Source organism: Janthinobacterium sp. GW821-FHT03C08 (genome assembly GCF_059420905.1).
On sequence record NZ_JBWKUP010000009.1, the window covers coordinates 248,937 to 274,083 of the forward strand.

Genomic DNA, 25,147 nt, shown 5'->3' on the forward strand with positions numbered 1-25,147 from the left:
GCTAATTCCTTGTTTTGATTAATGTACCGAGGCCCTGCAGATAGGCGACCAGGGCGTCTTCTTCCGTCTTGTCCTGCAGCTGCGCGGGGCCGGCGGCGATCTCCGCATCGCTGTATGGCTGGCCCAGGCGCTTCAGGGCGCGCATCTTCGGCATGATGTCGTCGGGCACCAGCTTGGTCTTCGCCAGCCAGGGGTAGGCCGGCATGTTCGACTCGGGCACCACGTCGCGCGGGTTGTTCAAGTGCGTGCGGTGCCATTCGTCGCTGTAGCGGGCGCCCACGCGGGCCAGGTCCGGCCCCGTGCGCTTGGAACCCCACTGGAACGGACGGTCGTAGACGAACTCGCCGGCGACCGAATAGTGGCCATAGCGTTCCGTTTCCGCGCGCAGCGGACGCACCATCTGCGAGTGGCAGTTGTAGCAGCCTTCGCGCACGTAGATGTCGCGGCCCGCCAGGCGCAGCGGCGAATACGGCTTCAGGCCAGCGACGGGCTCCGTCGTGCTCTTCTGGAAGAACAGGGGGACGATCTCGACGGCGCCGCCGATGCTGATCACCACCGTGACCAGGGCGATCAGCAGCCAGGGGTTTTTCTCAATCCATGCATGTGAAAATTTCATTTGCTCTTGCTCCTATCAGGCGTGCGCCGCGTTCAGTTCCGGAATGCGGGCGACGGGGAGTTTGCTGCCGCGCAAGGTCATCCAGGTGTTGTAGCCCATGATGCACATACCCGACAGGTACAGCAGGCCGCCGGCCACGCGCACCACGTAGTACGGATACGTTGCTTTCACGCTTTCGACAAAGGTGTAGGTCAGGGTGCCGTCCGGGTTGACCGCGCGCCACATCAGGCCCTGCATCACGCCGGCAATCCACATGGCGGCGATGTACAGCACGATGCCGATGGTGGCCACCCAGAAGTGCACGTCGACCAGGCGCGTGCTGTGCATCTGCGTGCGGCCCGCCAGGCGCGGCAGCAGGTAGTAGATGGAACCCATGGTGATGAAGCCCACCCAGCCCAGGGCACCCGCATGCACGTGGGCAACGGTCCAGTCCGTGTAGTGCGACAGCGAATTGATGGTCTTGATCGACATCATCGGACCTTCGAAGGTGGCGATGCCGTAGAACGACAGCGAGACGATCATGAATTTCAGGATCGGGTCGGTGCGCAGCTTGTGCCAGGCGCCCGACAAAGTCATGATGCCGTTGATCATGCCGCCCCAGCTCGGTGCCAGCAGCACCAGCGAGAAGACCATGCCGATCGATTGCGTCCAGTCAGGCAAGGCCGTGTAGTGCAGGTGATGCGGACCCGCCCACATGTAGGTGAAGATCAGCGCCCAGAAGTGGACGATGGACAAACGGTACGAGTACACGGGGCGCTCGGCCTGTTTCGGGATGAAGTAGTAGACCATGCCCAGGTAGCCGGCGGTCAGGATGAAGCCCACCGCGTTATGGCCATACCACCACTGGATCATCGCGTCCTGCACGCCCGCATAGGCGGAATACGATTTGGTGAACGACGCCGGCATGACGGCGCCATTGACCACGTGCAGAATCGTCACGGCCAGGATGTAGGCGCCGAAGAACCAGTTCGCCACGTAGATATGCTTGACCTTGCGCTTGATCAAGGTGCCGAAGAAGACGATGGCGTAGGCGATCCAGACGACGGCGATGAGGATGGAAATGGGCCACTCCAGCTCCGCGTATTCCTTGCCGCGCGTCAAGCCCATGGGCAGGCTGACGACGGCGCACAGGATCACGGCTTGCCAGCCCCAGAACGTGAAGGCGGCCAGCTTGTCGGAAAACAGGCGCACCTGGCAGGTGCGTTGCACGACGTAGTATGAGGTGGCGAACAGGCCGCAGATGCCGAAGGCGAAAATCACCGCATTCGTGTGCAGCGGACGCAGACGTCCGTATGTCAGCCAAGGTATGTCGAGGTTCAGGGCAGGCCAGGCCAGCTGAGCGGCGATGATGACGCCAACCAGCATGCCGATGATGCCCCATACCACAGTAGCGACCGCGAATTGCTTCACGATCTTGTAGTTATAGTTCAGCGATTGATCCACAAAGACTCTCCCTGGAATTACTATTTATGATGGTGGCCAGAGAGTAAGTGTTTGACCGCTAAAAAACTTTGATGTGGATCAAAATTCCCCGGATGAAATAAGCGTAGTGAAGTGGCATGGATTTAAAACGCGATCTGGGTAAAAAAAGCCATGCAAGATCCCTGCAAGCAGGGCTTGATCTGGGGCAAAACAGAGGCTTGGGCGCTGGCGCGCAAGGCGCCCGCCGTGCGGGAAAAATCAGGGGGGCGGTGCGTCGCCGGACGCCGGCTTGGCCGTCGTATCGTCGTCCTGCAGCACGCGCAGGCCCGGTCCGACGAGGTCGTCGAACTGGCCGCTGTCCGAGGCCGTGAAATACACCCACAAGGCGATGAAGACGACCACGACGCTCAAGGGGATGAGGAGATACAGTGCTTCCATGTTCAGGCTTTCCGCAGGCGCAGGGCGTTGGCGATGACGACCGCCGAGCTGGCGGCCATGCCGACGCCGGACAGCCAGGGGTTTAAAAAGCCCAGCGCGGCGGCCGGGATGGCCGTCAGATTGTACAGCGTGGCCCAGCCCAGGTTTTCGCGGATGATGCGCATGCTGCGCGCGGCCGTCTTGGCTGTATCCAGCACGGAAACCAATTGGCTCGACAGCAGCACCGTGTCCGCATGGGCTTGCGCCAGCGCGGCGCCGGAACCCATGGCGAAGGAGACGTCGGCGCCGCTCAGCACGGCGGCGTCGTTGATGCCGTCGCCGACCATGGCCACGACGGCGCCCGTGGCCTGCAATTGCTGCACGAAGTCGAGCTTTTCGTCGGGCAGGCACTCGCCGCAGGCAGTGGCGATGCCCAGCTCGGCCGCCACGCCTTGCGTCAGCGCTTCCTGGTCGCCGCTCAGCAGCACGACCTGCTTGCCATGCCGGTGGAAATATGCGACGACGTCGCGCGCTTCCGGGCGCAGCGCGTCGCTGAGCAGGAAGCGCGTCAGCCAGCGCCCCTGCGTGCCCAGGTACAGCGGCGTCATGCCCTGCATGCCGACGGCCGTGTCGCCCAGCGGCGGACCGGCGACGGCGGCGACAAAGGCCGCATTGCCCAGGCGGTAGCGCACGCCGTCGACCACGCCTTCGAGGCCCTGGCCCTGCACTTCCTGCAACTGCTGCGCATGCGCGCGGGCCTGTTCGCCTGCCGCCGCCAGGATCGCCTGTGCCAGCGGATGGGCGCTGCCCGCTTCCAGCGCGGCGGCCACCTGCAGGCTGTCCTCTTCCGTCATGCTGCCCAGGCTCTCCGTCTGTTTCAGCACGGGCCGGCCCAGGGTCAATGTGCCCGTCTTGTCGAAGACGATGTGGGTGGCGCGGTGCAGGGTTTCCAGCACGTGCGGCTGGACGATCAGCACGCCGCGCCGCAGCAGGCTGTCGGTGGCGGCCGCCAGCGCCGTCGGCGTGGCGAGAGACAGCGCGCAGGGACAGGACACGACCAGCACGGCAATGGCCACGGGCCAGGCTTGCGACGCATCATGCCAGCTCCAGAAGGCGAACACGGCGGCGGCAAACAGCAGCAGGCCCAGCACGAACCAGGCGGCGACCTTGTCGGCCCACTGCGCGATTTGGGGCTTGCCGCTGCCGGCCCGCTCGATCAGTTTCAACAGGTCGGACAGGGTGCTGTCGCGCGCCGGCTTGAGCACGCGCAAGATCAGCGCCGCGCTGGCGTTGATGGCGCCGCCCGGCACCCGCTCGCCCGTCTTGCGGCGCTGGGCCGCGCTCTCGCCCGTCAGCAGGGACAAATCGAGCGCGCTCGAGCCTTCGATGATGACGCTGTCGGCGGCGATCGCCTCGCCCGGCTTGACGAGGATCACGTCACCGACGGCCAGGCTGCCGGCCGGCACGAGGGTGGTGGCGCGGTTGTCGGGAAAGCCCGCCATCAGCGAGGCGGAAGCGGGCAAGGCGTGCTGCAGGCGTTCCAGCGCGGAGGCGGCCTTGCGGCGCGCCTGCAGCTCGAAATAGCGGCTGCACAGCAGTAGAAAAATGAACATCGTGGCCGAGTCGTAATACACCTCGCCGCGCCCCGTGAACGTCGCCACCACGCTGCCGAAGAAGGCGGCCAGGATGCCCAGCGCCACGGGCACGTCCATGCCCAGGGTGCGCGCGCGCAGGCTGGCCCAGGCGCCCTGGAAAAACGGCATGGCCGAATAGCAGATGGCGGGCAGGGTCAGGAGCAGGCTGGCCCAGCGCATCAGGCTGGCCATGCTGTCGTCCAGGGTGCCATCCTCGGCCGCCAGGTAGGACGGCGCCACGTACATCATCACCTGCATCATCGACAGGCCGGCGACGAACAGCTGGCGGCCCAGCGTCTTGCTGGCCTTTTGCAGGCGTTCGCCATGGCGCACGGCATCGTACGGATAGGCCGTGTAGCCGACTTGCCGCACGGCTTGCAGGATGTCGCCCGGTTCGCACTCGGCGCGGCTCCAGCGCACGTACAGGCGCTCCGTGGCGACGTTCAGGCTGGCCGCCTGCACGCCGGGCAGGCGCGTCAGCTGGCGCTCGATCAGCCAGACGCAGGCGGCGCAGCGGATGCCCTCGACGGAAAGCGTTGCTTCGCAGCTGCTGGCGTCGCGCGCGAATTGCGCGTCGTCATTGCTGTACAAACGCAGTTCGGGCGGCACCATGGCGGCGCCGGCCGCGTTGACGGCGTATTCGTCGCGGTCGCGGTAGTAGGCGCTCTGGCCGATATCGACGATGGTTTGCGCCACCGCTTCGCAGCCGGGGCAGCACATGGCGCGCGGCACCTCGTCGATGGTGACGTTCCAGCCGGAACCGGCGGGCACGGGCAAGCCGCAATGGAAGCAGGCGGCAGGTTTCAGGACAGCATTCATACGGTTCTTTTCATGGATGGCCCGTGACGCACAGGGCGTCGAGCCAGCCCAGCGAGACGCCATTCGCGGCGCGCAGCAGGCCCAGCAGGCCAAAGCCCAGCACCAGCGCGCCGCAGGCGAGGCGCACGGGACGGCGCTGCAACTGCGCGCGCAGGCGCGTGCCCAGCAGTCCCATGCCGAACAGCATGGGCAAGGTGCCCAGGCCGAAGGCGCCCATGGCGGCCGCGCCGTGCAGGGCCGAGCCTTGCAGCATGGCTGTCAGCAGGGCGCTGTAGACCATGCCGCACGGCACCCAGCCCCACAGCCCGCCCACGGCCAGCGCCTTGACGACGCTATCCATCGGCATCAGCGGCTTCAGCAAGGGGCGCACGCGGCGCCAGAGGACGTTGCCGGCCGCTTCCAGGCGGGCCAGGCCGCGCCAGGCATCCATCAGGTACAGGCCCAACGCCACCAGCATCAGGTTGGCCAGCCAGTAGCCGGCCACTTGCAGCGTAGCAATTTTGAGCATGCCGGCGCCGGCGATGCCGCCAGCGATGCCCCCGGCCAGCATGTAGCTGGCGATGCGCCCGCCGTTGTAGGCCAGCACGCGCAGCACGTTCGATTGCAAGGTGGCCGGCAGCGTGGGGCGCGCCACGGCGATGGCGATCACGGGACGGCCGGGCGCCGCCGCACCGCCGCCCAGCGACAGGGCGCCGACGATGCCGCCGCACATGCCGATGCAGTGCACGCTGCCGGCCAGGCCGACGAGGAACAGCGGCAGGAGATTCAGGGCATTCATCGCATCGCGCGGTCTTACACCGTTTTCGAGTAGCGCAGCGGCTGCGGCGCGTCCGGCGTGGCATTCGCCCGCGCCAGGGTCAGGTAGCGGTCGAAGACCATGCAGATATTGCGGATCAGCAAGCGCCCTTTCGGCGTCACCGTCAGCCAGTCTTCCTCGATGACGAGCAAGCCGTCGCGCGCCAGTTCGCGCAGCTTGTCCAGCTCGGCGGCGAAATAGCTGCGGAACTTGACGGGGTGGGCCTGCTCGATGGTGGCGATCGACAATTCGAAGTTGCACATCAGCATCTGGATGATGATACGGCGCAATAAATCGTCCGTATCGAGCTTGATGCCGCGCGCGATCGGCAGCACGCCTTCGTCGAGCTTTTCATAGTAGGCGTCCAGCGTCTTTTCATTCTGGCTGTAGACGGCGCCGACGGAACTGATGGCCGACACGCCGCAGGCGATCAGGTCCGCTTCCGCGCGCGTGGAATAGCCCTGGAAGTTGCGGTGCAAGCGGCCCTGGCGCTGCGCCACGGCCAGGTCGTCCGTCGGCTTGGCGAAATGGTCCATGCCGATGTAGACATAGCCGGCGGCCGTCAGGCGCGCGATGCACAGGCCCAGCATGGCCAGCTTGCTGGCGCTGTCGGGCATGTCGGCGTCGAGGATGCGGCGCTGCGGCTTGAACAGGTGCGGCATGTGCGCGTAGTGGTACAGGGCGATGCGGTCCGGGCTGGCGGAGATGACCTTGCGCAAGGTTTCCGTCATCGTCTCCAGGTTTTGCTTGGGCAAGCCGTAGATCAGGTCGATGCTGATCGAGCGGAATCCCGCGTCGCGCGCCGCCTGCATGATGGCCACCGTTTCCGCCTCGGGCTGGATGCGGTTGACGGCCTTCTGCACGTCGGCGTCGAAATCCTGCACGCCCAGGCTGATGCGATTGAAACCTTGCGCGCGCAGGGAAAACACGCGTTCGCGCGACACCGTGCGCGGGTCGATCTCGATGGAATACTCGCCGTCTTCATCGGAGGCGAAGTCAAAATGCTGGCGCAGGTGGGTCATCAGCTCGTCCATCTGCTTTTCGCTCAGGTAAGTCGGCGTGCCGCCGCCGAAGTGCAGCTGCTCGATCTGGTTCATGCCGGCAAACAGCTTGCCCTGCATGGCGATTTCCTGTTTCAGATAGCTGAGATAGGTGGCCGCCTTGCTGCGGTCTTTCGTGATGATCTTGTTGCAGGCGCAGTAGTAGCACAGCGTGTCGCAGAACGGCACGTGCACGTACAGCGACAGCGGACGGCGGCCGCCGCGCATGCGCAGCGCGGCCAGCGCTTCGAGAAAATTGCCGTAGCCAAAGTCGGCGTGGAAACGGTCGGCGGTGGGATATGACGTGTAGCGGGGGCCGGACTGGCTCATCTTGCCGATGATGGCCGGGTCGAATTCGACGACGGCGTCCAGGTCGGCGGAAGCACTGCTGAGTAGTGTAGGCATGATGTGTTTCGATTCTTGAGTGGAATGGGCCGCCAGCTCAGGCGGCCAGGCGTTTCAGGCCGGCGCTCTTGCCGGTATTCGCGGCGCCCGCAGCGCCCGATTTGCCGCCAGGCATGGCGACGCGGCGCGGTGGCGGCATCTTGCCGAAATTGAACAGGCTCACGGCCTGCGACAGGCTGGCCGCTTCTTCCGCCAGGCGCGTGGCGGCCGCGGCCGCTTCTTCCACCAGGGCCGCGTTCTGCTGCGTCACCTGGTCCATGTGGGCGATGGCCTGGTTGACCTGGTCGACGCCGATGCTCTGTTCGCGCGAGGCAATCGAGATTTCCTGCATGATGGCCGTTACCTGCTTGACGGAGCTGACCACCTGTTCCATGGTGGCGCCGGCGCGGTTGACCTGCAGCATGCCGGCGCCCACCTTGCCGACGGAAATTTCGATCAGCTGCTTGATGTCCTTCGCCGCCACGGACGAGCGCTGCGCCAGGTTGCGCACCTCGCCCGCCACGACGGCAAAACCCTTGCCCTGCTCGCCCGCGCGGGCCGCTTCCACGGCCGCGTTCAGGGCCAGGATGTTGGTCTGGAAGGCGATGCCTTCGATGAGGCCGATGATGTCGACGATCTTCTTCGACGAGGTGTTGATCTCGTCCATGGTGGTGATCACGTCGGCGACGATTTCGCCGCCCTGCACGGCCACTTTCGAGGCGGCCACGGCCAGCTCGTTCGCCTGCACGGAATTGTCCGCATTCTGTTTCACGGTGGACGAGAATTCCTCGATGCTCGAGGCCGTTTCTTCCAGGCTGGCGGCCTGCGATTCCGTGCGGCCCGACAGGTCCATATTGCCGACGGCGATCTGCTTGGTGGCCACGGCCATGGTTTCCACGTTGATGCGCACGTCGCGGATGGTGGCGATCAGGTTGCTGTTCATCTGCTGCAGGGCGCGCAGCAGCTGGCCCATTTCATCCGTGCTGTCCGTCTCGAAACTGCCCGACAGGTCGCCGGCGGCGATGGCCCGCGCGCCGTTGAGGGCCTTGCCCAGCGGATTGAGCACGGACATGCGCAAGGTGTACCAGAGGAAGACGTTGATCAGGAAGCCGAACAGGGTGGCGCCGAAGATGGCGTAATTGGTGATCTTGCCGCCGCTGGCGAACAGGCTGATGATGCACACCAGCAATTGCAGGCAGTTGACGATGGACGTCGCCGCCCAGATGCGCAGGTTGAGCGACATGTGCGTCAGGCTGTGCAGCAGGTGCGCCAGGCCCGGGCGCACGATCTGCCCGTTCTTGATGACGATCTTGCCGCCTTCCTTGCTGCGGATGGCCGCATACGCTTCCTCGGCTGCCTTCACCTGGTCCTTGTCGGCCTTCACGCGCACGGACATGTAGCCGATGGTCTTGCCCGCTTCGCGGATGGGCGTGACGTTGGCGCGCACCCAGTAGAAGTCGCCGTTCTTGCAGCGGTTCTTGACCAGGCCCGTCCATGGCGTGCCCGCCTGGATTGACGCCCACAGGTCGGCAAATGCCTCGGCCGGCATGTCCGGGTGGCGCACGATGTTCTGCGGCGAACCGAGCAGCTCAGCCTCGCTGAAGCCGCTGACCTGGCTGAAGTACGGATTCACATACACGATATTGCCGTTCATATCCGTTTTCGACACGATGGCCTGGTCGTCCAAGACGAGGACTTCACGGTTAGTCACTGGCAAATTTTGGCGCATGGTCGCGGCTTCCTGATCTGTTAAATGAGTAAGACTTGCACGATTGCAAGAACGGAGATCAGTGTAAGGAGTCGCTTAGGCAAATTTATTGATGTAGATCAAAATCCTCCAGATTGGTCGTGCTTGCACGCATTTAGCGATAGCAATGCGGCATGGTTTTAAAGGTACTGCTTGCCTGCTGCGCTTAATCCACGCCCGCCGTCAGCGGGCGCAGGCTGCCCACGGCATAGCCTTGCGCGTAATCAACACCCAGGTCGCGGATGACGGCCAGGGTGGCCGCGTCTTCCACGTATTCGGCCACGGTTTTCAGGCCCATCACGTGGCCCACTTCATTGATGGCCTTGACCATGGCGCGGTTGATGGCATTCGTGGCGATGTCGCGCACGAAGACGCCGTCGATCTTCAGGTAGTCGACGGGCAGCGCCCGCAGGTAGCCGAACGAGGAAAAGCCGCTGCCGAAGTCGTCGAGCGAGAAGCGGCAGCCCAGCGCCTTGAGCTTGTGCATGAACACCTGCGCCTTGGGCAGGTTGGCGATGACGGCCGTTTCCGTGATTTCAAAGCAGATCTGCTCGGGCGCGATGGCGTAGTGCACGAACTGCCCGGTGATGTAGTCCTGCAAGCCCGTGTCGGCCAGCGACATGCCCGACAGGTTGATCGAATACAGGGCCGGTGCGCGGCGCCGGCTTTCGGCCAGCGCTTCGAGCGGCGCCAGGCTGTCGCGCACGCTCTGGATGTGGTGGCAAACGGCGCGGATCACCCAGCGGTCGATGGACAGCATCATGTCGTAGCGTTCGGCGGCGGGGATGAAGGCGCCGGGCAGGATCAGGTCGCCCTTGCTGTTGCGGATGCGGATCAGCACTTCGTCGTGGTATTCGGGACTGTCGCGCAGGTGCACGATGGGCATGGCATACAGGCGGAAATAGTCGTGCGTGAAGGCTTCGTTCAGGCGCGAAATCCACAGCATTTCGCCATGCCGCTGCGCCAGCATGACGTCCGATTCCTGGTACACGTGCAGGCGGTTGCGGCCCTGCTCCTTGGCCAGGTAGCACGCCTGGTCGGCCGCGCTCAGCAGCTCGCTCATGGACTTGCTGTCCTGGCTGATTTCCACGATGCCGATGCTCACGCCCAGCTCGAAGCTGCGTTCGTCCCAGGCGAAGCGGAATTCGCGCACGGCCAGGCGCAGCTGCTCGCCGATCAGGCGCGCATGGTCGAGCGGGCAGTGCGGCAGCAGCACGCCCAGTTCGTCGCCGCCCAGGCGCGCCAGGATGTCGCTGTCGCGCATCTGTCCCTGCAGCATCTTCGCCAGCAGCTGCAGCAGCACGTCGCCGGCGGCGTGGCCGCAGGTGTCGTTGATGACCTTGAACTGGTCCAGGTCCAGGTACAGCAGCGCATGCACGTGGCCGTCCTGCTTGGCCGTGTGCAGGGCGCCGGCCACCAGGTGCTCGAATTCGCGCCGGTTGATCAGGCCCGTCAGCGCATCGTGGGTGGCTTGCCACGACAACTGCTGGCTCAGTTTGCGTTCGTGGCTGACGTCGCGGAAGACGACGACGGCGCCGAGGATGTCGCCATCGCGCGACCAGATGGGCGCGGCGGATTCCTCGATGGCGATGCGCCGGCCTTCGCGCGCGACCAGCTGCGTGTGCGTGGACATGCCGATGGCCTGGCGCAGGCGCAGGCATTTGAGGGCCACGTGCTCGGGCGGCTGGCCCGTATGCTCATCGACCAGCGGCAGGGTCTGGAAAATATCGAGGCCCTGCGCCATGTCATTGCTCCAGCCCGTCAACTGCTCGGCCACGCGGTTCAGGTAGCGCGTCTTGCCCTGCGGATCGGTGGTGATGACGCCGTCGCCGATGGAACTGAGCGTCACTTCGGCCAGCTCCTTGCGCTCGGCAATCATCAGCTCGCGCGCCATGTGCTCGGTGATGTCCCAGATGATGCCCAGGGTGCGCTCGGGATGGCCGGCCGCGTCCATGAATACCTGCGCCTTGGCCGCCAGCCAGTGCTCGCTGCCGTCGGGCCAGACGACGCGGTACTGCAGGGCGTAGCCGTCGCGCTGGCGCACGCCCTCCTGCAGCACGGCCACCACCTTGTCGCGGTCCCCGGCATGCACGCAGCCGAGGAAGGCGTGGAAGGGCTGCGTCAGCGCGCGTTCCTCCAGGCCCAGCAGTGCGGCGCCCCTGGCCGACCAGCTGACCGTGCCGTCGAGGACCTGGCCATCGACGATGCGCGAATCCCAGATCGCCATGTGCGCCGCTTCCAATGCCATTTGTAAACGTTTCTGCTGGTCGCTCATTGCCCTTCCCCCGCCCGGATACCACATAGACAGGCGGGCGGCCGCTAGGTTCCCGTTGTCTCGGCCGGGGTGGCGGGTGCGGCGCCGCGCGCCACGTCGCGCACGTTCTTTTGCACGGCCACGGCGGCAAACAGGCTGAGTAAAAAAGCCATGGCATAGAAACCCTTTTCGCTGTTCTGCAGGGTGGCGTTCCACAGGCCCACCGTCAGCAGCAGCAAGGCCAGCAGCACGGAAATCCAGCACAGGCCAAAATAGATCCCCGTCACGGCGATGCCTTCCGCGCGGTCGCGCACGGACTTCTGCAGCGAGATGGCGGCGAACAGGCCATACATGAGGATGGTGAAGTAATAGCCCTTTTCGTTGAGCGCCATGGTGGCGTTCCACAGGCCGGCGAGGTAAGTCAGGATGCCGATCAGCAGGGCAAGCCAGGAAGCGCCGATAAAGGCGCTGCTGGGACGTTGGATGGGGGGTGTCTGCATAGGGGCTCCATGGACGGGCAGGCGCCGCCGGCAGGGCCGGGGCGGCAGGCACGGATGCGCCTGCCGCTCCATCAGACCAGAAAGCTTATTTGCGCGATTTGACCAGGCGCAATAAAGCCGACACGGCCGTGACGCCGGCCAGCACCAGGCCGCCCGCGATGACGCCCGCCACGGCGTTGATCAGGCTGGGCGTGACGGCGGCCAGCACGGGGCCGGCGAGGGCCACGCCGGCCACGGCCTGCTCGGCGTGGTGCAGCATGGCGCTGGCCCACGGCCAGCCGTGCGTGAGGATGCCGCCGCCCACCATGAACATGGCCAGGGTGCCCACCACGGAGAGAAATTTCATCAGCTTCGGCGCCGCCGACACGAGCATGCGGCCAAACGCCCGCACGCCCTGCATCAACGCGCCCGCGCCCTTGCGCGCGGACAGGTAAAAGCCCGCGTCGTCGAGCTTGACGATGCCCGCCACCAGGCCGTACACGCCCACCGTCATGATGATGGCGATGCCGACGACGACGGCCACCTGCTCGGCGAAGGTGGCCGTGGCCACCGTGCCCAGGGCGATGACGATGATTTCCGCCGACAAGATGAAGTCGGTGCGGATGGCGCCCTTGATCTTGTCCTTTTCCAGCGCGACGAGGTCCACCTGCGGGTCGCGCAGGGCCTGCGCCAGCTCGGCCTTGTGGCTGTCGTCCGGGTGCAGGTATTTGTGCGCGAGCTTTTCGAAGCCCTCGAAGCACAGGTAGGCGCCGCCCACCATCAAGAGCGGCGTGATGGCCCACGGCGCGAACGCGCTGATGGCCAGCGCGGCGGGCACGAGGATGGCCTTGTTCTTCAGCGAACCGACGGCGACGGCCCAGACGACGGGCAGTTCGCGCTCGGCGCGCACGCCGGCCACCTGCTGCGCATTCAGGGCCAGGTCGTCGCCCAGCACGCCGGCCGTCTTCTTGGCGGCCACCTTGGTCATCAGGGAAACGTCATCGAGGATGCTGGCGATGTCGTCGAGCAGGGCCAGCAGGCTGGAGCCGGCCATCTCAGCGCGCTCCCGCAGTGGTGGCAGGGAATGGCGAAGCGAGTAAAGTGTTGTTTTTCATGATGTTATTCTTGGTTGTACGGCAAGGAAAAGCGCAGCTCAGGCATGCATGCGATCTTACCCCAGGGATGGCCGGCAAGGCCGCACGGGCCGGGTTAAAATTGCTTCTCGTCACCATTTTCGGAAACCGCATGCATTTCGCCACCTGGATCGCCTTTGTCTTCGCCGCTTCCATCATCGCCGTCTCGCCCGGTTCGGGCGCCGTGCTGTCGATGTCGCACGGCCTGTCCTACGGCGTCAGAAAGGCCAGCGGCACCATCCTCGGCCTGCAGCTGGGGCTGCTGGTCGTGCTGGGCATCGCCGGTGCCGGCGTGGGTTCCCTGCTGCTCGCTTCCGAAGTGGCGTTCAACATCGTCAAGACGGTGGGCGCGCTGTACCTGATCTACCTGGGCCTGTCGCAATGGCGCGCCAGGGTGTCGGTGGCGGGCGACCTGCATGCGGCGGCCGTGCTGCCATCCCTGCGCCGGCGCGTGCTGACGGGATTCCTGACGAATGTGACGAATCCGAAGGGCATCATTTTCATGGTGGCGGTATTGCCGCAGTTCATCAGTCCCACGGCGCCCCTGCTGCCGCAGCTGCTGATCCTGGCTGTGACCATGTGCACCATCGACTTGCTCGTCATGCATGGCTACGCCTTCCTGGCCTCGTCCATGCAGCGTTTTTTCCGCGATGCCCGCGCCGTGAAAAAGCAGAACCGCTTCTTCGGCGGCCTGCTGATGGCCGTCGGCACGGCCCTGTTCTTCGTCAAGCGCGGCAGCCACGCTGCCAGTTGAGCCTGCCTTCGGGCGGGAACTGTTGCATCTTATCCGAATTGCAAACATTTGTAAGCCTGCTTGTGGCGCGGCCGTGATCGCGCTGTAATGGGCTACCGTTCTCCCCTTGTCCTGCCTGGAGCGCTGCCATGCGTCCGACCCTGTCTTTCCCCCTGTTGAACACCGTCTGTGCCGTGCTGCTGGCGTCGGCATGCTCCTTCGCCCTGGCGCAGGACCCGCCTTCCCGCGTGGGCCGCATCTCCACCGTCGAAGGACAGGTGCTGGTGCGCGCCGGCGATGGCGAGGCGCAAAACGCCCTGCTGAACTGGCCCGTCACGACGGATAACCGCCTGACCACCCTGCGCGGCGCGCTGGCCGAGTTTCGCGTGGGCGGCGCCGCCGTGCGCCTCGACGGCGATTCCGAGCTGGAAGTGAGCGAACTCGATGACGACCGCTTGCGCCTGCACCTCGGCTATGGCAGCGTCAGCGTGCGCGTGCGCAGCCCGGACGCGCTGCGCGGCCTGGAACTGACCACCGCCCAGGCCCGCGTGACCCTGACGCAGCCGGGCTGGGTGCGCATCGATGCGGGGCGCCAGCCCGATACCAGCGTCGTCAGCGTGCTCGAAGGCGTGGCCGACGTGGATGGCGCGACGGCCAGCGTCACCTTGCGCGCTGGCAAGCGCGCCGAACTGACGGACGAGGAAGTGCGCACGGGCAGCCTGCAGAGGATTGCCTTCGACGACTGGCCCGAAGCCTTGCCCGTCGCCACGCCGGCCTTGCGCTATGTCACGGACGATACGACCGGCTATGAAGAGCTGGACCGCTACGGCGCCTGGCAGGAGGATGCGGAATATGGTCCCCTGTGGCTGCCCAGCGCCGTGCCGCCGGGCTGGGCACCGTACAGCGACGGGCGCTGGACGTGGATCGCGCCGTGGGGCTGGACCTGGGTCGACAATGCACCGTGGGGCTATGCGCCGTCGCATTACGGCCGCTGGGTGCTGCGCGGCCAGCGCTGGGGCTGGGCGCCGGGACGCGAACGCGTGCGCGCAGCGTGGGCGCCGGCCCTGGTGGGCTGGGTCGGCGGCAACGGGCTGCAGCATGGTCCGCATCCGGGACCGCGCCCGGGCGTGGGCTGGTTCCCCCTCTCGCCGCATGACCGCTACGTGCCCGGCTACCGCGCCAGCAGCGATTACGAGCGCCGCATCAACCGCTACGCGGACGGGCGCCGGCCGGTGGCGGGCGAAGCGGAACGCCGCAATGGCATGAGCATGTTGCCCGGCGAGCGTTTTGGCGGCCAGCGCACGGTCGACGTGCCGCGCCGCAACCGCACCACCATGCCGCCGCCCGTCATGCAAAGTTTGCCCTTGAGCACGGCGCCGCCGCCGGCTTCCAGCTGGCAGCGTCCCGCCGCCGTGCCGCGTGCGGATAATGCACCCCGCCGCGACTGGGTCAACCGCCCCGGGCGCCTGCAGACGGACGATGGCCAGACGTCGCGCCCGCCCATGCCGCAGCGGCCGTCCCTGCCAGTCTCGCCGCCGCAGCCGCCCGTGCCGGCCCAGCCCGTGATGCCGGCCATGCCCGCCTTGCCGCCCGTGCAGGACCACGTGGGGCGCCAGCCCGGGTGGCGGGGCGAAGAGCGGGCGCGCGACGAGCGTCCCCGCGCCGAACGGCCGCCGCAGGAAAGGCCGTTCCAGGAGCGGGCGCCACAGGAACGGCCAGCGCAGCGCCCGTTCATGGAGCGCGAGCGCGCGGCCGAGGCGCCGCGCCAGGAGCGCGAGCATGGCCCGCGCCGCGAGATGCCGCAGCCGGCAGCACCGGCCCCGGCGCCGGCAGCGGTGCCGAGGCCGGCCCCGCCACCGCCGGCGGCCCGCCCCGCCCAGGAGGCGCGCAGTGCCGAGCGCGCCAACCCGCCGCGCGAGCGCAACAACGAGCGCAATAATGAACGGGGCAACCCCGGCCGAAACGGCCGGCCGCAGGAAGCGGAGCGCTGACGGCCGCCGCCGGCGCGCCTGGTCGCGCCAGGAGGGCGTTCAGGCCGCGAAAACGGCAGCTCATCGCATGCCGGAGGAAAAGGGGCGCCGTTCTGTCTACAGTAGGCAGTGCGGAAGAGCGCAATCCCTTGCGGCGCGACAGCACCGATTTTTCCGGCTATTTTGTGCAAACGAAATAGTTTTCGCCAGCTTGCAAAGCTGGCTTTTTTTTTGCCCCGCCGCCGGCGCCATGGCACGGGGCGCATGCGCCCGCAAAGTTGGCTACAATACGCTTTTATGCAGCCGCCGCGCGATGTATGCTGCGCCGCCTGTCCTGACCGGCACTGATTGGATTCCCCATGCAAACCACCCCTCCCAGCGAACACATCATTCCTCCCAGCGAATCGCTGATCGAATATCCGAGCGACTTTCCCATCAAGATCATGGGTCCGACGCATGTCGATTTCGCCCCGACCATGCTGGAACTGGTCATCAGCCACGATCCCACCTTCCACGCGGGCCGCATGGAAGAGCGTCCATCGGGCAAGGGTAACTACACGGGCCTGACCGTCACCGTGCGCGCCATCAGCCGCGAACAGCTCGACGCCCTGTACACGGCGCTGTCGGGCCATCCGATGGTGAAGATCGTCATGTAAGCATGGCCGCCGCCGCGCTGGCCCGCTTCCTCGTGAGCAGCCAGACGGCGGCAAAGGCGGCGCTGGCCGCCGCCGTCACCCACAGCAAGGGTCTTTCCGTGCCGTCCGTGATGGCGGCAAGCAGCGCGCCGCAGGCGGCAGTAATCGCCATCTGCACGAAGAAGAACAGGCCCGAGGCGCTGCCCGCCTGGGCGCCATACGGCTGCAGCACGGCCAGCTGGCAGGCTGGAATGGCCATGCCCACCGACACCATCACCAGCAGCATGGGCGCCACCAGCGACGCCACGTGCTGCGGCGCCAAGCTGCCTGCCAGCAACAGGCTGGCCGCCCCCGCCACGTTCAGGCCCACCGCCACGCCCAGCATGCGGTCGGCGCCCAGGCGCGGTCCCAGCGCGCGGAACAGGCTCGACCCCCCGATATAGCCGCTGACCGTCAGTGCGAACACCAGCGCATACGCGCCCGGCGACAGATGCATGCCCCTTTGCAACAGCACGGACGATTCCGCGATGAAGGGGAAATACGTGCAGTACACGCAGCCGATAGCCAGCGCATAGCGCAAAAAATAGGCATCGCCCAGCAGGCGGCGGTACAGCGCCAGGGTGTTACTTTGCGGCACGGTGCTGGCGGGCCGGGTTTCCGGCACGTAGGCGGCGATCAGCCACAGCGACAGCGTGCCGAGCAGGCACAGCACCCCGAACACGGCGCGCCAGCCGAAGGCCGCATCGAGCACGCTGCCGGCCATCGGCGCGAGGATGGGCGACAGGCCCATCATCATCGAGATGCGCCCCAGCATGCGCGCCTGCGTGGCAGGATCGAAGCGGTCGCGCACCATGACCCGGCCGATGATGGTGCCGCTGCAGCCGCCGAAGGCCTGCAGCAGGCGCGCGGCGATCAGCACGTGCACGTCCGTGGCCACCGTGCAGGCGATGCTGGCGAGCACAAAAATGCCCGTGCCGGCCAGCAGCACGGGGCGGCGCCCCCAGCGGTCGGCCAGGGGACCGCAGGCCAGCATCGAGGCGGCCGAGCCGGCCATGAACAGGCTCAGGGTCAGCTGCAATTGCGCGTCGCTGGCCCGCAGGGCATCGGCCATGGCGGGCAGCGAAGGCAGATAGATGTCGATGCTGATGCGCGACAGGCAGACCAGCAGCAGCACGATGCCGCCCCAGGCCCACAGGGGGAGGGATGTATTTTTAATCATGTTTTTCACGCCAACGGCAAGGGGGCGCCCGATTGGCGCACCAGAACGGTGAGAGTAAAATGGTTGTGGTGTAATGCGAAGTGCCAGTCATCAGAAATTTCATTGGACCACTTGGACGAACTTCATCATGCCGCGAGGAAAATCACCGCTAGCGCTGGACTTGCCCCGCCCGACCAGCTGGCTCGACAAGGCCGGCGTCAGCAAGCAGGACGGCGCCTATGAGGCGCTGCGCTCGGCCATCCTGACGAAGGTGCTGCCGGCGGGCAGCCGCTTGCCGTCCAGCCGCACCCTGGCGGAACGGTGGGAGTTGTCGCGCGGCACCATCGAAACCGTCTTCGACCGCCTGCATGCGGAAGCGTACGTGACGCGCGTGCCCGGCTCCGGCACGCGCGTGTGCGCCGTCGTGCCGGAACGCTTCCTTATGGCCGGTTTTGGCGAGGATGGCCCTGCCGCCCTGTCCGCCATGCCGGCGCCCGCCTCTTCCCTGGTCCCCGACACGGGCGTGCGCGATGGCTTGCCGTTCGTGGCCCGCCGCGCCGACGCCAGCCTGTTTTCCCTGGCTGCCTGGTCGAAATGCGCCGCGCGGGCGCTGGCCGCCGCCACGCCGGAGCAGCTGTGCAGCGCCGACCCGGCCGGCCAGCCCCCGCTGCGCCAGCAGATCGCCGATTACCTGGGCAAGTACCGCGGCATCCGCTGCGACCCGCAGGACATCGTCGTCACCACCGGCATCCGCCATGCGCTCGACTTGCTGGCGCGCAGCATCGTGCGCGATGGCGACAAGGTGTGCCTGGAAGACCCCGGCTACCCGGCCGCGCGCGCCCTGTTCACCCTGGCCGGCGGCGTGCCCGTGGACATCCCCGTCGACGCCGAGGGCATCGACAGCGCCGTCCTGCGCCTGCACCCCGACGCCAGCCTGGCCTACGTGACGCCGGCGCATCAGTCGCCGCTGGGCGTGACCATGTCCGTCACGCGCCGCCTGGCCCTGCTGGAATGGGCGAATGACCACGGCGCCTGGGTGGTGGAAGACGATTACGACAGCGAATTCAATTACCAGAGCGCGCCGCTGGCGGCCCTGAAGGCGCTGGACCAGTACCAGCGCGTGATTTACTGCGGCAGCTTCAACAAGACCCTGTTCGCGGGCCTGCGCGTGGGCTTCATGGTCTTGCCGCCCGCCTTGCGCCCGCAGCTGCTGCGCACCCTGCAATTGACGGGGCGTTCCGTGGGCGTCACGGAGCAGCTGGCGCTGGCCGCCTGGATGGAGGAAGGCGCCTTCGTGCGCCATTTGCGCCAGGCGCGCCTGGCCTACAAGGAGCGGCGCGACCTGCTGCTGGCCTGCCTGGAACAGACGGCGCCCGGGCGTTACACGATTTCCGGCCAGCAGGCGGGCTTCCATTGCGTGCTGTGGCTGCCGCCGGACAGCGACGAGCGGGCGTTTTGCGCGCGCGCGGCGCAGGTCGGGCTGGCGCTGCAGCCGCTGGGCGACTTTTGCCATGGCGCAAAGTTGGCGCCGGCCGTGCTGCTGGGCTATACGGCCCTGAGCCTGGCCCAGGTGCGCCACGCTGCACAAAAATTGGGCAGCTTGCTGCTGCCTCCCGGCAACGACCCGGCACTCCCGGCTGAATGAATTGGCGGCCTGGCTTATAATCACGGCTTCGCCGCAGCGTCCGCAGGGCGCCGGCAGCTGATTACAGAATCTGTCATGACCACCACCCGAACCGAAGCGGCGCTGATCCGCGAGCTGGGCCGCGTCGATTACGAGCCGACCTTTGCCGCCATGCGGGCGTTTACCGACGCGCGCACGACGGACACGCGCGACGAATTGTGGATCGTCGAGCATCCGCCCGTGTTTACCCTGGGCCTGGCGGCCGACCGCGGCCATCTGCTGGCGGGCGCCGACGCGATCCCCGTGGTGCAGACGGACCGCGGCGGCGAAGTCACCTTCCACGGCCCCGGCCAGGTGGTGATTTACCTGCTGATGGACTTGCGCCGCAATAAGCCGGGCGGCAAGCTGTATGCGCGCCAGTTCGTGCATAAAATCGAGCAAGCCATCATCAACGTGCTGGCGGCGTATAATCTCGCAGGCGAGCGCATCGATGGCGCGCCCGGCATCTATATCGCCGGCGGGCCAGACAAGGGTGCGAAGATCGCCGCGCTGGGACTGAAAGTGCGCGGCAATGGCTGCACCTACCATGGCGTATCGCTCAACGTGGCGATGGACCTGGCGCCGTTTTCCTGGATTAATCCCTGCGGTTATTCCGGCCTGAAGACGGTGGACATGCGCAGCATGGGCGTATCGGCGCCGCTGGCCGAAGTGCAGCGGGCCCTGGCCCATGAATTGACCGTATTACTCGATGTAACCGAGGTAAACAGCGCCGCAGGCGCGCCTCAGGCAGCGGATGCCTGAGCAAACAAACCAAACTACGCCCGTCAAGGGCTTGCAGCCATGACTTCTGAGACCATTTCCAGCACCGCCCCCGCCGCGACCGCCGCTCCCGCGTACAACCCGAGCGAAAAGCAAAAAGGCGCCAGCAAGACGTCGCGCATCCCGATCAAGATCGTCCCGATCGAACAGATCGAGCGCCTGAAAAAGCCGGACTGGATCCGCGTCAAGGCCGCCTCGGCATCCACGCGTTTCTATGAAATCAAGGATATCCTGCGCGAAAACAAGCTCGTCACCGTGTGCGAGGAAGCCAGCTGCCCGAACATCGGCGAATGCTTCGGCAAGGGCACGGCCACCTTCATGATCATGGGCGACAAGTGCACGCGCCGCTGCCCGTTCTGCGACGTGGGCCATGGCCGTCCCGACCCGCTGGACAAGGACGAGCCGTCCAACCTGTCGAAAACCATCGCCAAGCTGCGCCTGAACTACGTTGTCATCACCTCCGTCGACCGCGATGACTTGCGCGACGGCGGCGCCGGCCATTTCGTCGAGTGCATCCAGCAAACGCGCGCCCTGTCGCCGAACACCCGCATCGAAGTGCTGGTGCCCGACTTCCGCGGCCGCCTGGAAAAAGCGTTGAACCTGTTCAAGGATGGCTTGCCTGACGTCATGAATCACAACCTGGAAACGGCGCCGCGCCTGTACAAGGAAGCCCGTCCCGGTTCCGACTACATGCATTCCTTGAAACTGCTGAAAGACTTCAAGGCCATGTACCCGGACGTGAAGACCAAGTCCGGCATCATGGTGGGCCTGGGCGAGACGGACGAGGAAATCCTGCAAGTGATGCGCGACATGCGCGAGCACGACATCGACATGCTGACCATCGGCCAGTACCTGGCGCCGTCGAACAGCCACCTGCCCGTGCGCCGCTACGTGCACCCGGACGTCTTCAAAATGTTCGAAGAGGAAGCGTACAAAATGGGCTTCACCCACGCCGCCGTGGGCGCCATGGTGCGCAGCTCGTACCACGCGGATGAACAGGCGCACAGCGCCGGCGTGGAATCGGCGCTGAATTTCTAGGCACCTTGCGCCACATCAAAAACCGTCCGCTTCAGCCGGGCGGTTTTTTTTGCCTGATTGAGGCGATGTACAACATCCTGTACAATTACTGGCATGTACTTTCAAGGGAGCGGTGGCACGGCATGAATATCCTGACTTTCAGCGAGGCGCGCGCGGGCCTGAAAAGCGTGATGGATGACGTCTGCAACGACCACACGCCCACCGTGATCACGCGCGTGAATGGCGAACACGTGGTGATGCTGTCCTTGTCGGACTACAACAGCATCGAGGAAACCCTGTATTTGCTGGGCACGGCAAAGAATGCCAGCCGCCTGATGGCGTCCGTGGCGCAGATCAGGGCGGGCAAGGCGCAGCCACGCGCATTGGCGCGGCATGAAAAACCGGAAGACTGACAACAAGCGGCAGGCGCGCGCCGCCGTGCTGGCCTGGACCGATCATGCCTGGGAAGATTATTTGTTCTGGCAAGAGAGCGATCTGAAAATCCTGCAAAAAATCAACGACTTGCTCGATGCATGCCTGGCCGACCCGTTCAAGGGCACGGGCAAGCCGGAACCGCTGAAGGGCGATCTGACGGGTTTCTGGTCGCGCCGCATCGACCGCCAGCACCGGCTCGTGTATTTGCCCGACGCGGGCTGTATCTATGTGGCGGCCTGCCGTTATCACTATGACGACAAATAGGCATTGCCCAGCCGTACCGTAACGCGGTACCGGACGTGACGCGGCTATACTGATCAATGATGTTTTAAAAACATGCTTGACGGGGGAGCCATGGACGTACGCATCGACGCATCGTGGAAAGCGCGGCTGGAGGGCGAGTTTGCCCAGCCCTACTGGGAACGCCTGGCCGCCTTCGTGAAGGAAGAGTACGCGGCGGGGCCGTGCTGTCCTCCCGGAAAGTACATTTTCCGCGCCTTCGACCTGACGCCGTTCGGGCAAGTCAAAGTCGTGATCCTGGGGCAAGACCCGTATCACACGCCGGGCGCCGCCATGGGGCTGTGCTTTTCGATTCCCGAAGGCGCGCCGCCGCAGCCCAGCCTGCAGAACATCTTCAAGGAGCTCGCCACGGATGTGGGCATCGAGCGCGCACGCACGGATTTGTCCGACTGGGCACGACAAGGGGTGTTCCTGCTCAACAGCGTGCTGACGGTGCGCGCCGGGGCGGCCGGTTCGCACGCGGCCAAGGGCTGGGAAAAGCTGACGGACAGCGCGATCCGCCACCTGTCGGCCGAGCGCGAGCATCTGGTGTTCATCCTGTGGGGCGGCTACGCGCAAGCCAAGCGCACCCTGATCGACCCGGGCAAGCACCTGGTGCTGGCGGCGCCCCACCCTTCTCCCTTGTCTGCCAGCAAAGGTTTCTTTGGCAGCAAGCCGTTCAGCCAGGCGAATGCCTACCTGCAGGCGCACGGCCAGGCGCCCATCGCCTGGGGCGATACCTGATACATGACGGCAACCGACAGCGGCAGGCGTTGCTCCCTGCCGCTGTCTTCGCGCGACTTACAACACCTGGACAGAACTGTAGCGAGCGGATGTGCGGCGTGGCCGAGAAGCGCAGCTGTGCTTTGGCACAGTGAGCATCGGAGGCCGCGCCCCACGCCGCGCAGTAGCTACTGTCAGGTGTTAAAAACTGGTGGACAGGCCGGCGTAGAAGCTGCGGCGGGCGCCGTACTGCGGCGCGCCCACGCCCACGCCGGAACCGTCGCGCAGCAGGTAGGATTTGTCGAACAGGTTGATCAGGGCCAGCCGTCCTTCCACCTTGCCCACGGGCGTGTTCTTCCACGTGTGCGTGAGCGCCGCGTTGACGGTGAAATAGCCGGGCAGATGGCCGGAATTCGGTGCGCCGCCCTCCGGAGTCATGCGCAAGCCGCTGCCATAGAGGAAGTCAGTGCTCACTTGCGAATCGCCAAAATGGTAGTGGCCGCCACCGGACAGCGTGTATTTCTGGTCATGATCGAGGTAGACATAGTTCTTGCTGATGTAGTTCAACTCATCGGCGCCAAACAGGGCCTGGCCCGAATTGATGTTGCGCCCCTGCGCCTTTTGCGTGCTGGCGTTGAGGAACAGGCCCCAGTTTTTCTCGCTGTAGATGGCCGACAGTTCCAGGCCCTTGGCGTAGCCGTCCGCATAGTTGAACGGGGTCAGGATCAGCGCCTGGCCGAACTGGCCTTCGTCCAGCAAGTTATTAATTTTTTTATAATATGCATCCGCCGTCACGGTCAGCTTCGGCGTGACCTGGTGGCTGATGCCCACGTCATAGTAGTGCGTGCGCTCGGACTTGACGTTGTCGGACTGGCCGATTTCCGGCGCATTCGTCGTGTTCGCGTACAGGTCGATGCTGGCTTGCGCGGCCAGTTCCTGCGGCGGCGGCGTGAAGTAGCGCGAATAGCCCGCGTGCAGGGCCGTGCCCGGTGCGACCTGGTAAGCCAGATTGACGCGCGGGCTCCATTGCTGCTCGTTCGTATAGGCGGACACCTTGTCGAAACGGGCGCCATAGTTCAGGGTCAATGGCTTGCTGATGTGCCATTCATCCTGCAGGTAAACACTGGCCAGGGTGCCCGTCTTGCCGCTGTTGTCCAAGATGCTGACCGGTGTGGTGGCGCTTTGCGCCCCGTCAATACTTGGGAAGACGGCCACCGTGTTGTCGCTCGTCGTCTTCTGGCGCGTGTAGGCCAGGCCGGCGCGCACCGTGTGGTCCTGGTGCAGCTTGTAGCTGATGTCGAATTGAAAGCCGGACGCGCTGTTCGCGCGGCGCGAGTCAGAAGCGACGCCGTTGTAGATCAGGTCGCCGATGGGATCGGGCGTGAAATGCAGTTCCGAGTACTGGTGGAAGGCGGACACCTGGTAATTGACGTCGCCCAGGCTCTTCTGCAGCGACAGCACGAGGAAGCGGTTCACTTCGCGCTGGTTTTCATCGAGCTGCGACGAAGGCAGGCTGGACGTGCCCGCCTGCGCATCGCTGTGGCCGGCCAGCGAGAAGGCGGGCGCCTGGTCCGGGTTGTTCGGGATCTGGAAGCGGCCGTTATACGTGCCGAACATGGCGCCCAGGCGCGTGTTGTCATCGAGGAAATACGACAGGCTGCCGAACGATTTGTTCTGGCGCGTCTTGTCGTGCAGGGCGCTGCGCGTGTCCTGCGGGTTTTCCACGCCCAGCGCATTGCCCAGGTAGCTGCCGGACAGGTAGTAATTGAACTTGCCCACGCTGCCGAAAAATTCGGCACTCGGTTCCACATGGTCGTGGCTGCCGACGAGGATGCCGATGCGGCCGCCCGGTGTCATGCCGCCCTCTTTCGTTTCGATGTCGACGATGCCGGCCGTGCGCAGGCCGAACTGGGCTGGCAAGGCGCCCGTCATGAAATCCGTCTTGTCGATCAATCGCGTGTCGATGGACTGGCCGAAGCCGCTGATGCTCTCCGGCAACTGCACGCCATTGATGCGGTATTGAACGTTGGCATGGTCGTCGCGCACGTGCAGGGCGCCGGAACCCTTCGAATCCTGCGACACGCCCGGCAGGCGCAGCAGCACTTCATTGAATGGCGTGTTGTCGCCCTGGCCCAGCATGTCGACCATGTGGCTGTCGATGCTGTAGATGGTGGTGCCGACTTTCGGCGATAGCTCGATGCGCGCGCTTTTCAGGTGGGCGGAGGTGACTTCCACCCTTTGCATTTCCTGCGGCGCGGCGTCGGTGCCGGCGGCAGCGGGGCTGGCATCGGCAGGGTCGGCGGCATGGGCGGACACGGTAAACAGGCTGGCAAGGGCGAGCGACAGCGCGCTCAGACGGGGAGTGTGTTGCATGATAAACCTCAAGAATAGTCAACGCCAGGCGGCCCGGCGCGCATGCGGAGAACGCGGCGCGCGGCAGTGCAGCCTGAAAAAGGAAAAACGGCGTGGGAACTACAGCGAGGCGGCAGGCGGGCCGCGCACGGGCGGCAGGACGAGGATGGCGACGGGTGCCAGGGTAGCGGGCGCGAGGGCCAGCAGGCGGTACGGCAGTAACTGGGCCGGTGGCTCGGCGATGGCCGGCGGCACGGCGATGTCGGCCACCTTGTCGATGACGGTGGCGCATAGCGCGCACTCTTCCGCGTCGAGGGTCGTCTTGTGCAGGTGCGAGGCGGCCGTCGACAGCAGGAACACGAGGGCCAGCGCACTGAACAGTGCCACGCACAACTGCCACGGCGTGCGCGGGAGGGCGGACACCGGGTGGTGGGCAGGCTTGCCGTAAGGCTTGCGGGTGGGCTGGCGGGAAGACATGGGCGCATAGTAGCAAGAAAATCGCCCCGTTGTCAGCGCTTGTTGCAATTGATTTGCGCTATGCAGGCCGGGCAGGAGGCCAGTTGATAATGATTTTCACTCCCTCTCTTTCATGCTATCGTTCCGCAGCCCAAAATTCCCAGA

The 25,147-nt window shown here is 65.6% G+C and carries 22 protein-coding genes; 9 read left to right on the forward strand and 13 right to left on the reverse strand.

Translation table 11 applies throughout. The annotated features are described in order from the left end of the window. Window position 1: 1 nt before the first annotated feature. The 10 genes from ccoO to AC07VL_RS15205 form a co-directional block, all read right to left on the reverse strand. Window positions 2-616 carry a cytochrome-c oxidase, cbb3-type subunit II gene (ccoO, locus tag AC07VL_RS15160; RefSeq protein ID WP_290604861.1) on the reverse strand — a complete coding sequence of 205 codons (615 nt, stop codon included), beginning with the start codon at window positions 614-616 and terminating at the stop codon, window positions 2-4. Between the two features lie 15 nt (window positions 617-631). Next, window positions 632-2,059 carry a cytochrome-c oxidase, cbb3-type subunit I gene (gene ccoN / locus AC07VL_RS15165; RefSeq protein ID WP_092799053.1) on the reverse strand — a complete coding sequence of 476 codons (1,428 nt, stop codon included), beginning with the start codon at window positions 2,057-2,059 and terminating at the stop codon, window positions 632-634. Between the two features lie 237 nt (window positions 2,060-2,296). Then, entirely contained in the window at window positions 2,297-2,476 is a 180-nt protein-coding gene (gene ccoS, locus AC07VL_RS15170; RefSeq protein ID WP_494806598.1) for a cbb3-type cytochrome oxidase assembly protein CcoS, read from the reverse strand. 2 nt (window positions 2,477-2,478) lie between these two features. After that, window positions 2,479-4,908, reverse strand: coding sequence for a heavy metal translocating P-type ATPase (locus AC07VL_RS15175; protein WP_494806599.1), 2,430 nt, complete (start codon window positions 4,906-4,908; stop codon window positions 2,479-2,481). Window positions 4,909-4,918: 10 nt separating this feature from the next. Continuing rightward, complete coding sequence (locus tag AC07VL_RS15180) at window positions 4,919-5,686, reverse strand: sulfite exporter TauE/SafE family protein (RefSeq protein WP_494806600.1); 768 nt, start codon at window positions 5,684-5,686, stop codon at window positions 4,919-4,921. A 14-nt stretch (window positions 5,687-5,700) separates the two neighbouring features. After that, the gene (hemN, locus tag AC07VL_RS15185; RefSeq protein WP_494806601.1) at window positions 5,701-7,149 is read right to left on the reverse strand and encodes an oxygen-independent coproporphyrinogen III oxidase; all 1,449 of its coding nucleotides are present in this window, start codon (window positions 7,147-7,149) and stop codon (window positions 5,701-5,703) included. Window positions 7,150-7,186: 37 nt separating this feature from the next. Further along, window positions 7,187-8,857, reverse strand: a complete 1,671-nt coding sequence (locus AC07VL_RS15190) for a methyl-accepting chemotaxis protein (RefSeq protein ID WP_494806602.1) — start codon at window positions 8,855-8,857, stop codon at window positions 7,187-7,189. Window positions 8,858-9,041: 184 nt separating this feature from the next. Further along, entirely contained in the window at window positions 9,042-11,102 is a 2,061-nt protein-coding gene (locus AC07VL_RS15195; protein WP_494806603.1) for an EAL domain-containing protein, read from the reverse strand. A 92-nt stretch (window positions 11,103-11,194) separates the two neighbouring features. Next, the gene (gene yiaA, locus AC07VL_RS15200) at window positions 11,195-11,629 is read right to left on the reverse strand and encodes an inner membrane protein YiaA (RefSeq protein WP_494806604.1); all 435 of its coding nucleotides are present in this window, start codon (window positions 11,627-11,629) and stop codon (window positions 11,195-11,197) included. An 85-nt stretch (window positions 11,630-11,714) separates the two neighbouring features. Next, entirely contained in the window at window positions 11,715-12,662 is a 948-nt protein-coding gene (locus AC07VL_RS15205) for a DUF808 domain-containing protein (RefSeq protein WP_494806605.1), read from the reverse strand. Window positions 12,663-12,853: 191 nt separating this feature from the next. Between AC07VL_RS15205 and AC07VL_RS15210 the strand changes: the two genes are divergently transcribed. The 3 genes from AC07VL_RS15210 to AC07VL_RS15220 all read left to right on the forward strand — a co-directional run bounded on the left by AC07VL_RS15210 (window position 12,854) and on the right by AC07VL_RS15220 (window position 16,100). Continuing rightward, complete coding sequence (locus AC07VL_RS15210; RefSeq protein WP_494806606.1) at window positions 12,854-13,495, forward strand: LysE family transporter; 642 nt, start codon at window positions 12,854-12,856, stop codon at window positions 13,493-13,495. A gap of 128 nt (window positions 13,496-13,623) precedes the next feature. Then, window positions 13,624-15,465: a DUF6600 domain-containing protein gene (locus AC07VL_RS15215; protein WP_494806607.1), complete on the forward strand. Its 1,842-nt coding sequence runs from the start codon at window positions 13,624-13,626 to the stop codon at window positions 15,463-15,465. 338 nt (window positions 15,466-15,803) lie between these two features. Beyond that, window positions 15,804-16,100, forward strand: coding sequence for a DUF493 family protein (locus AC07VL_RS15220; protein ID WP_152258927.1), 297 nt, complete (start codon window positions 15,804-15,806; stop codon window positions 16,098-16,100). Here the strand turns inward: AC07VL_RS15220 and AC07VL_RS15225 are convergent. Next, window positions 16,093-17,295, reverse strand: coding sequence for a multidrug effflux MFS transporter (locus AC07VL_RS15225; protein WP_494806647.1), 1,203 nt, complete (start codon window positions 17,293-17,295; stop codon window positions 16,093-16,095). The genes AC07VL_RS15220 and AC07VL_RS15225 overlap by 8 nt on opposite strands. A 130-nt stretch (window positions 17,296-17,425) precedes the next feature. Between AC07VL_RS15225 and pdxR the strand changes: the two genes are divergently transcribed. The 6 genes from pdxR to ung all read left to right on the forward strand — a co-directional run bounded on the left by pdxR (window position 17,426) and on the right by ung (window position 22,195). Next, complete coding sequence (gene pdxR / locus AC07VL_RS15230; protein ID WP_494806608.1) at window positions 17,426-18,922, forward strand: MocR-like pyridoxine biosynthesis transcription factor PdxR; 1,497 nt, start codon at window positions 17,426-17,428, stop codon at window positions 18,920-18,922. 75 nt (window positions 18,923-18,997) lie between these two features. Then, window positions 18,998-19,702, forward strand: coding sequence for a lipoyl(octanoyl) transferase LipB (lipB, locus tag AC07VL_RS15235; RefSeq protein WP_290604828.1), 705 nt, complete (start codon window positions 18,998-19,000; stop codon window positions 19,700-19,702). Window positions 19,703-19,741: 39 nt separating this feature from the next. Beyond that, window positions 19,742-20,758 (forward strand): lipoyl synthase, encoded by a 1,017-nt coding sequence (gene lipA, locus AC07VL_RS15240; protein ID WP_290604826.1) that lies wholly within the window; start codon window positions 19,742-19,744, stop codon window positions 20,756-20,758. Between the two features lie 122 nt (window positions 20,759-20,880). After that, window positions 20,881-21,150, forward strand: coding sequence for a type II toxin-antitoxin system Phd/YefM family antitoxin (locus AC07VL_RS15245; protein ID WP_141171183.1), 270 nt, complete (start codon window positions 20,881-20,883; stop codon window positions 21,148-21,150). Beyond that, window positions 21,131-21,436: a Txe/YoeB family addiction module toxin gene (locus AC07VL_RS15250; RefSeq protein WP_494806609.1), complete on the forward strand. Its 306-nt coding sequence runs from the start codon at window positions 21,131-21,133 to the stop codon at window positions 21,434-21,436. Before AC07VL_RS15245 ends, AC07VL_RS15250 begins: the two co-directional genes overlap by 20 nt. A gap of 90 nt (window positions 21,437-21,526) precedes the next feature. Next, window positions 21,527-22,195, forward strand: a complete 669-nt coding sequence (gene ung / locus AC07VL_RS15255; protein ID WP_494806610.1) for a uracil-DNA glycosylase — start codon at window positions 21,527-21,529, stop codon at window positions 22,193-22,195. A 180-nt stretch (window positions 22,196-22,375) separates the two neighbouring features. Here the strand turns inward: ung and AC07VL_RS15260 are convergent, their stop codons facing one another. Both AC07VL_RS15260 and AC07VL_RS15265 read right to left on the reverse strand, forming a co-directional pair. Next, complete coding sequence (locus tag AC07VL_RS15260) at window positions 22,376-24,547, reverse strand: TonB-dependent receptor (protein WP_494806611.1); 2,172 nt, start codon at window positions 24,545-24,547, stop codon at window positions 22,376-22,378. A 99-nt stretch (window positions 24,548-24,646) separates the two neighbouring features. After that, window positions 24,647-25,003: a hypothetical protein gene (locus AC07VL_RS15265; protein ID WP_494806612.1), complete on the reverse strand. Its 357-nt coding sequence runs from the start codon at window positions 25,001-25,003 to the stop codon at window positions 24,647-24,649. Between the last annotated feature and the right edge of the window lie 144 nt (window positions 25,004-25,147).

Coding starts and splice junctions, on each gene's coding strand:
- ccoS (WP_494806598.1), bottom strand. CDS start 2,476: ATGGAAGCACTGTATCTCCTCATCCCCTTGAGCGTCGTGGTCGTCTTC.
- lipB (WP_290604828.1), top strand. CDS start 18,998: ATGACCACCACCCGAACCGAAGCGGCGCTGATCCGCGAGCTGGGCCGC.
- AC07VL_RS15190 (WP_494806602.1), bottom strand. CDS start 8,857: ATGCGCCAAAATTTGCCAGTGACTAACCGTGAAGTCCTCGTCTTGGAC.
- pdxR (WP_494806608.1), top strand. CDS start 17,426: ATGCCGCGAGGAAAATCACCGCTAGCGCTGGACTTGCCCCGCCCGACC.
- ccoO (WP_290604861.1), bottom strand. CDS start 616: ATGAAATTTTCACATGCATGGATTGAGAAAAACCCCTGGCTGCTGATC.
- AC07VL_RS15220 (WP_152258927.1), top strand. CDS start 15,804: ATGCAAACCACCCCTCCCAGCGAACACATCATTCCTCCCAGCGAATCG.
- hemN (WP_494806601.1), bottom strand. CDS start 7,149: ATGCCTACACTACTCAGCAGTGCTTCCGCCGACCTGGACGCCGTCGTC.
- AC07VL_RS15245 (WP_141171183.1), top strand. CDS start 20,881: ATGAATATCCTGACTTTCAGCGAGGCGCGCGCGGGCCTGAAAAGCGTG.
- AC07VL_RS15250 (WP_494806609.1), top strand. CDS start 21,131: ATGAAAAACCGGAAGACTGACAACAAGCGGCAGGCGCGCGCCGCCGTG.
- AC07VL_RS15215 (WP_494806607.1), top strand. CDS start 13,624: ATGCGTCCGACCCTGTCTTTCCCCCTGTTGAACACCGTCTGTGCCGTG.
- AC07VL_RS15180 (WP_494806600.1), bottom strand. CDS start 5,686: ATGAATGCCCTGAATCTCCTGCCGCTGTTCCTCGTCGGCCTGGCCGGC.
- AC07VL_RS15210 (WP_494806606.1), top strand. CDS start 12,854: ATGCATTTCGCCACCTGGATCGCCTTTGTCTTCGCCGCTTCCATCATC.
- AC07VL_RS15265 (WP_494806612.1), bottom strand. CDS start 25,003: ATGTCTTCCCGCCAGCCCACCCGCAAGCCTTACGGCAAGCCTGCCCAC.
- AC07VL_RS15195 (WP_494806603.1), bottom strand. CDS start 11,102: ATGGCGATCTGGGATTCGCGCATCGTCGATGGCCAGGTCCTCGACGGC.
- yiaA (WP_494806604.1), bottom strand. CDS start 11,629: ATGCAGACACCCCCCATCCAACGTCCCAGCAGCGCCTTTATCGGCGCT.
- AC07VL_RS15260 (WP_494806611.1), bottom strand. CDS start 24,547: ATGCAACACACTCCCCGTCTGAGCGCGCTGTCGCTCGCCCTTGCCAGC.
- AC07VL_RS15205 (WP_494806605.1), bottom strand. CDS start 12,662: ATGGCCGGCTCCAGCCTGCTGGCCCTGCTCGACGACATCGCCAGCATC.
- AC07VL_RS15175 (WP_494806599.1), bottom strand. CDS start 4,908: ATGAATGCTGTCCTGAAACCTGCCGCCTGCTTCCATTGCGGCTTGCCC.
- lipA (WP_290604826.1), top strand. CDS start 19,742: ATGACTTCTGAGACCATTTCCAGCACCGCCCCCGCCGCGACCGCCGCT.
- ung (WP_494806610.1), top strand. CDS start 21,527: ATGGACGTACGCATCGACGCATCGTGGAAAGCGCGGCTGGAGGGCGAG.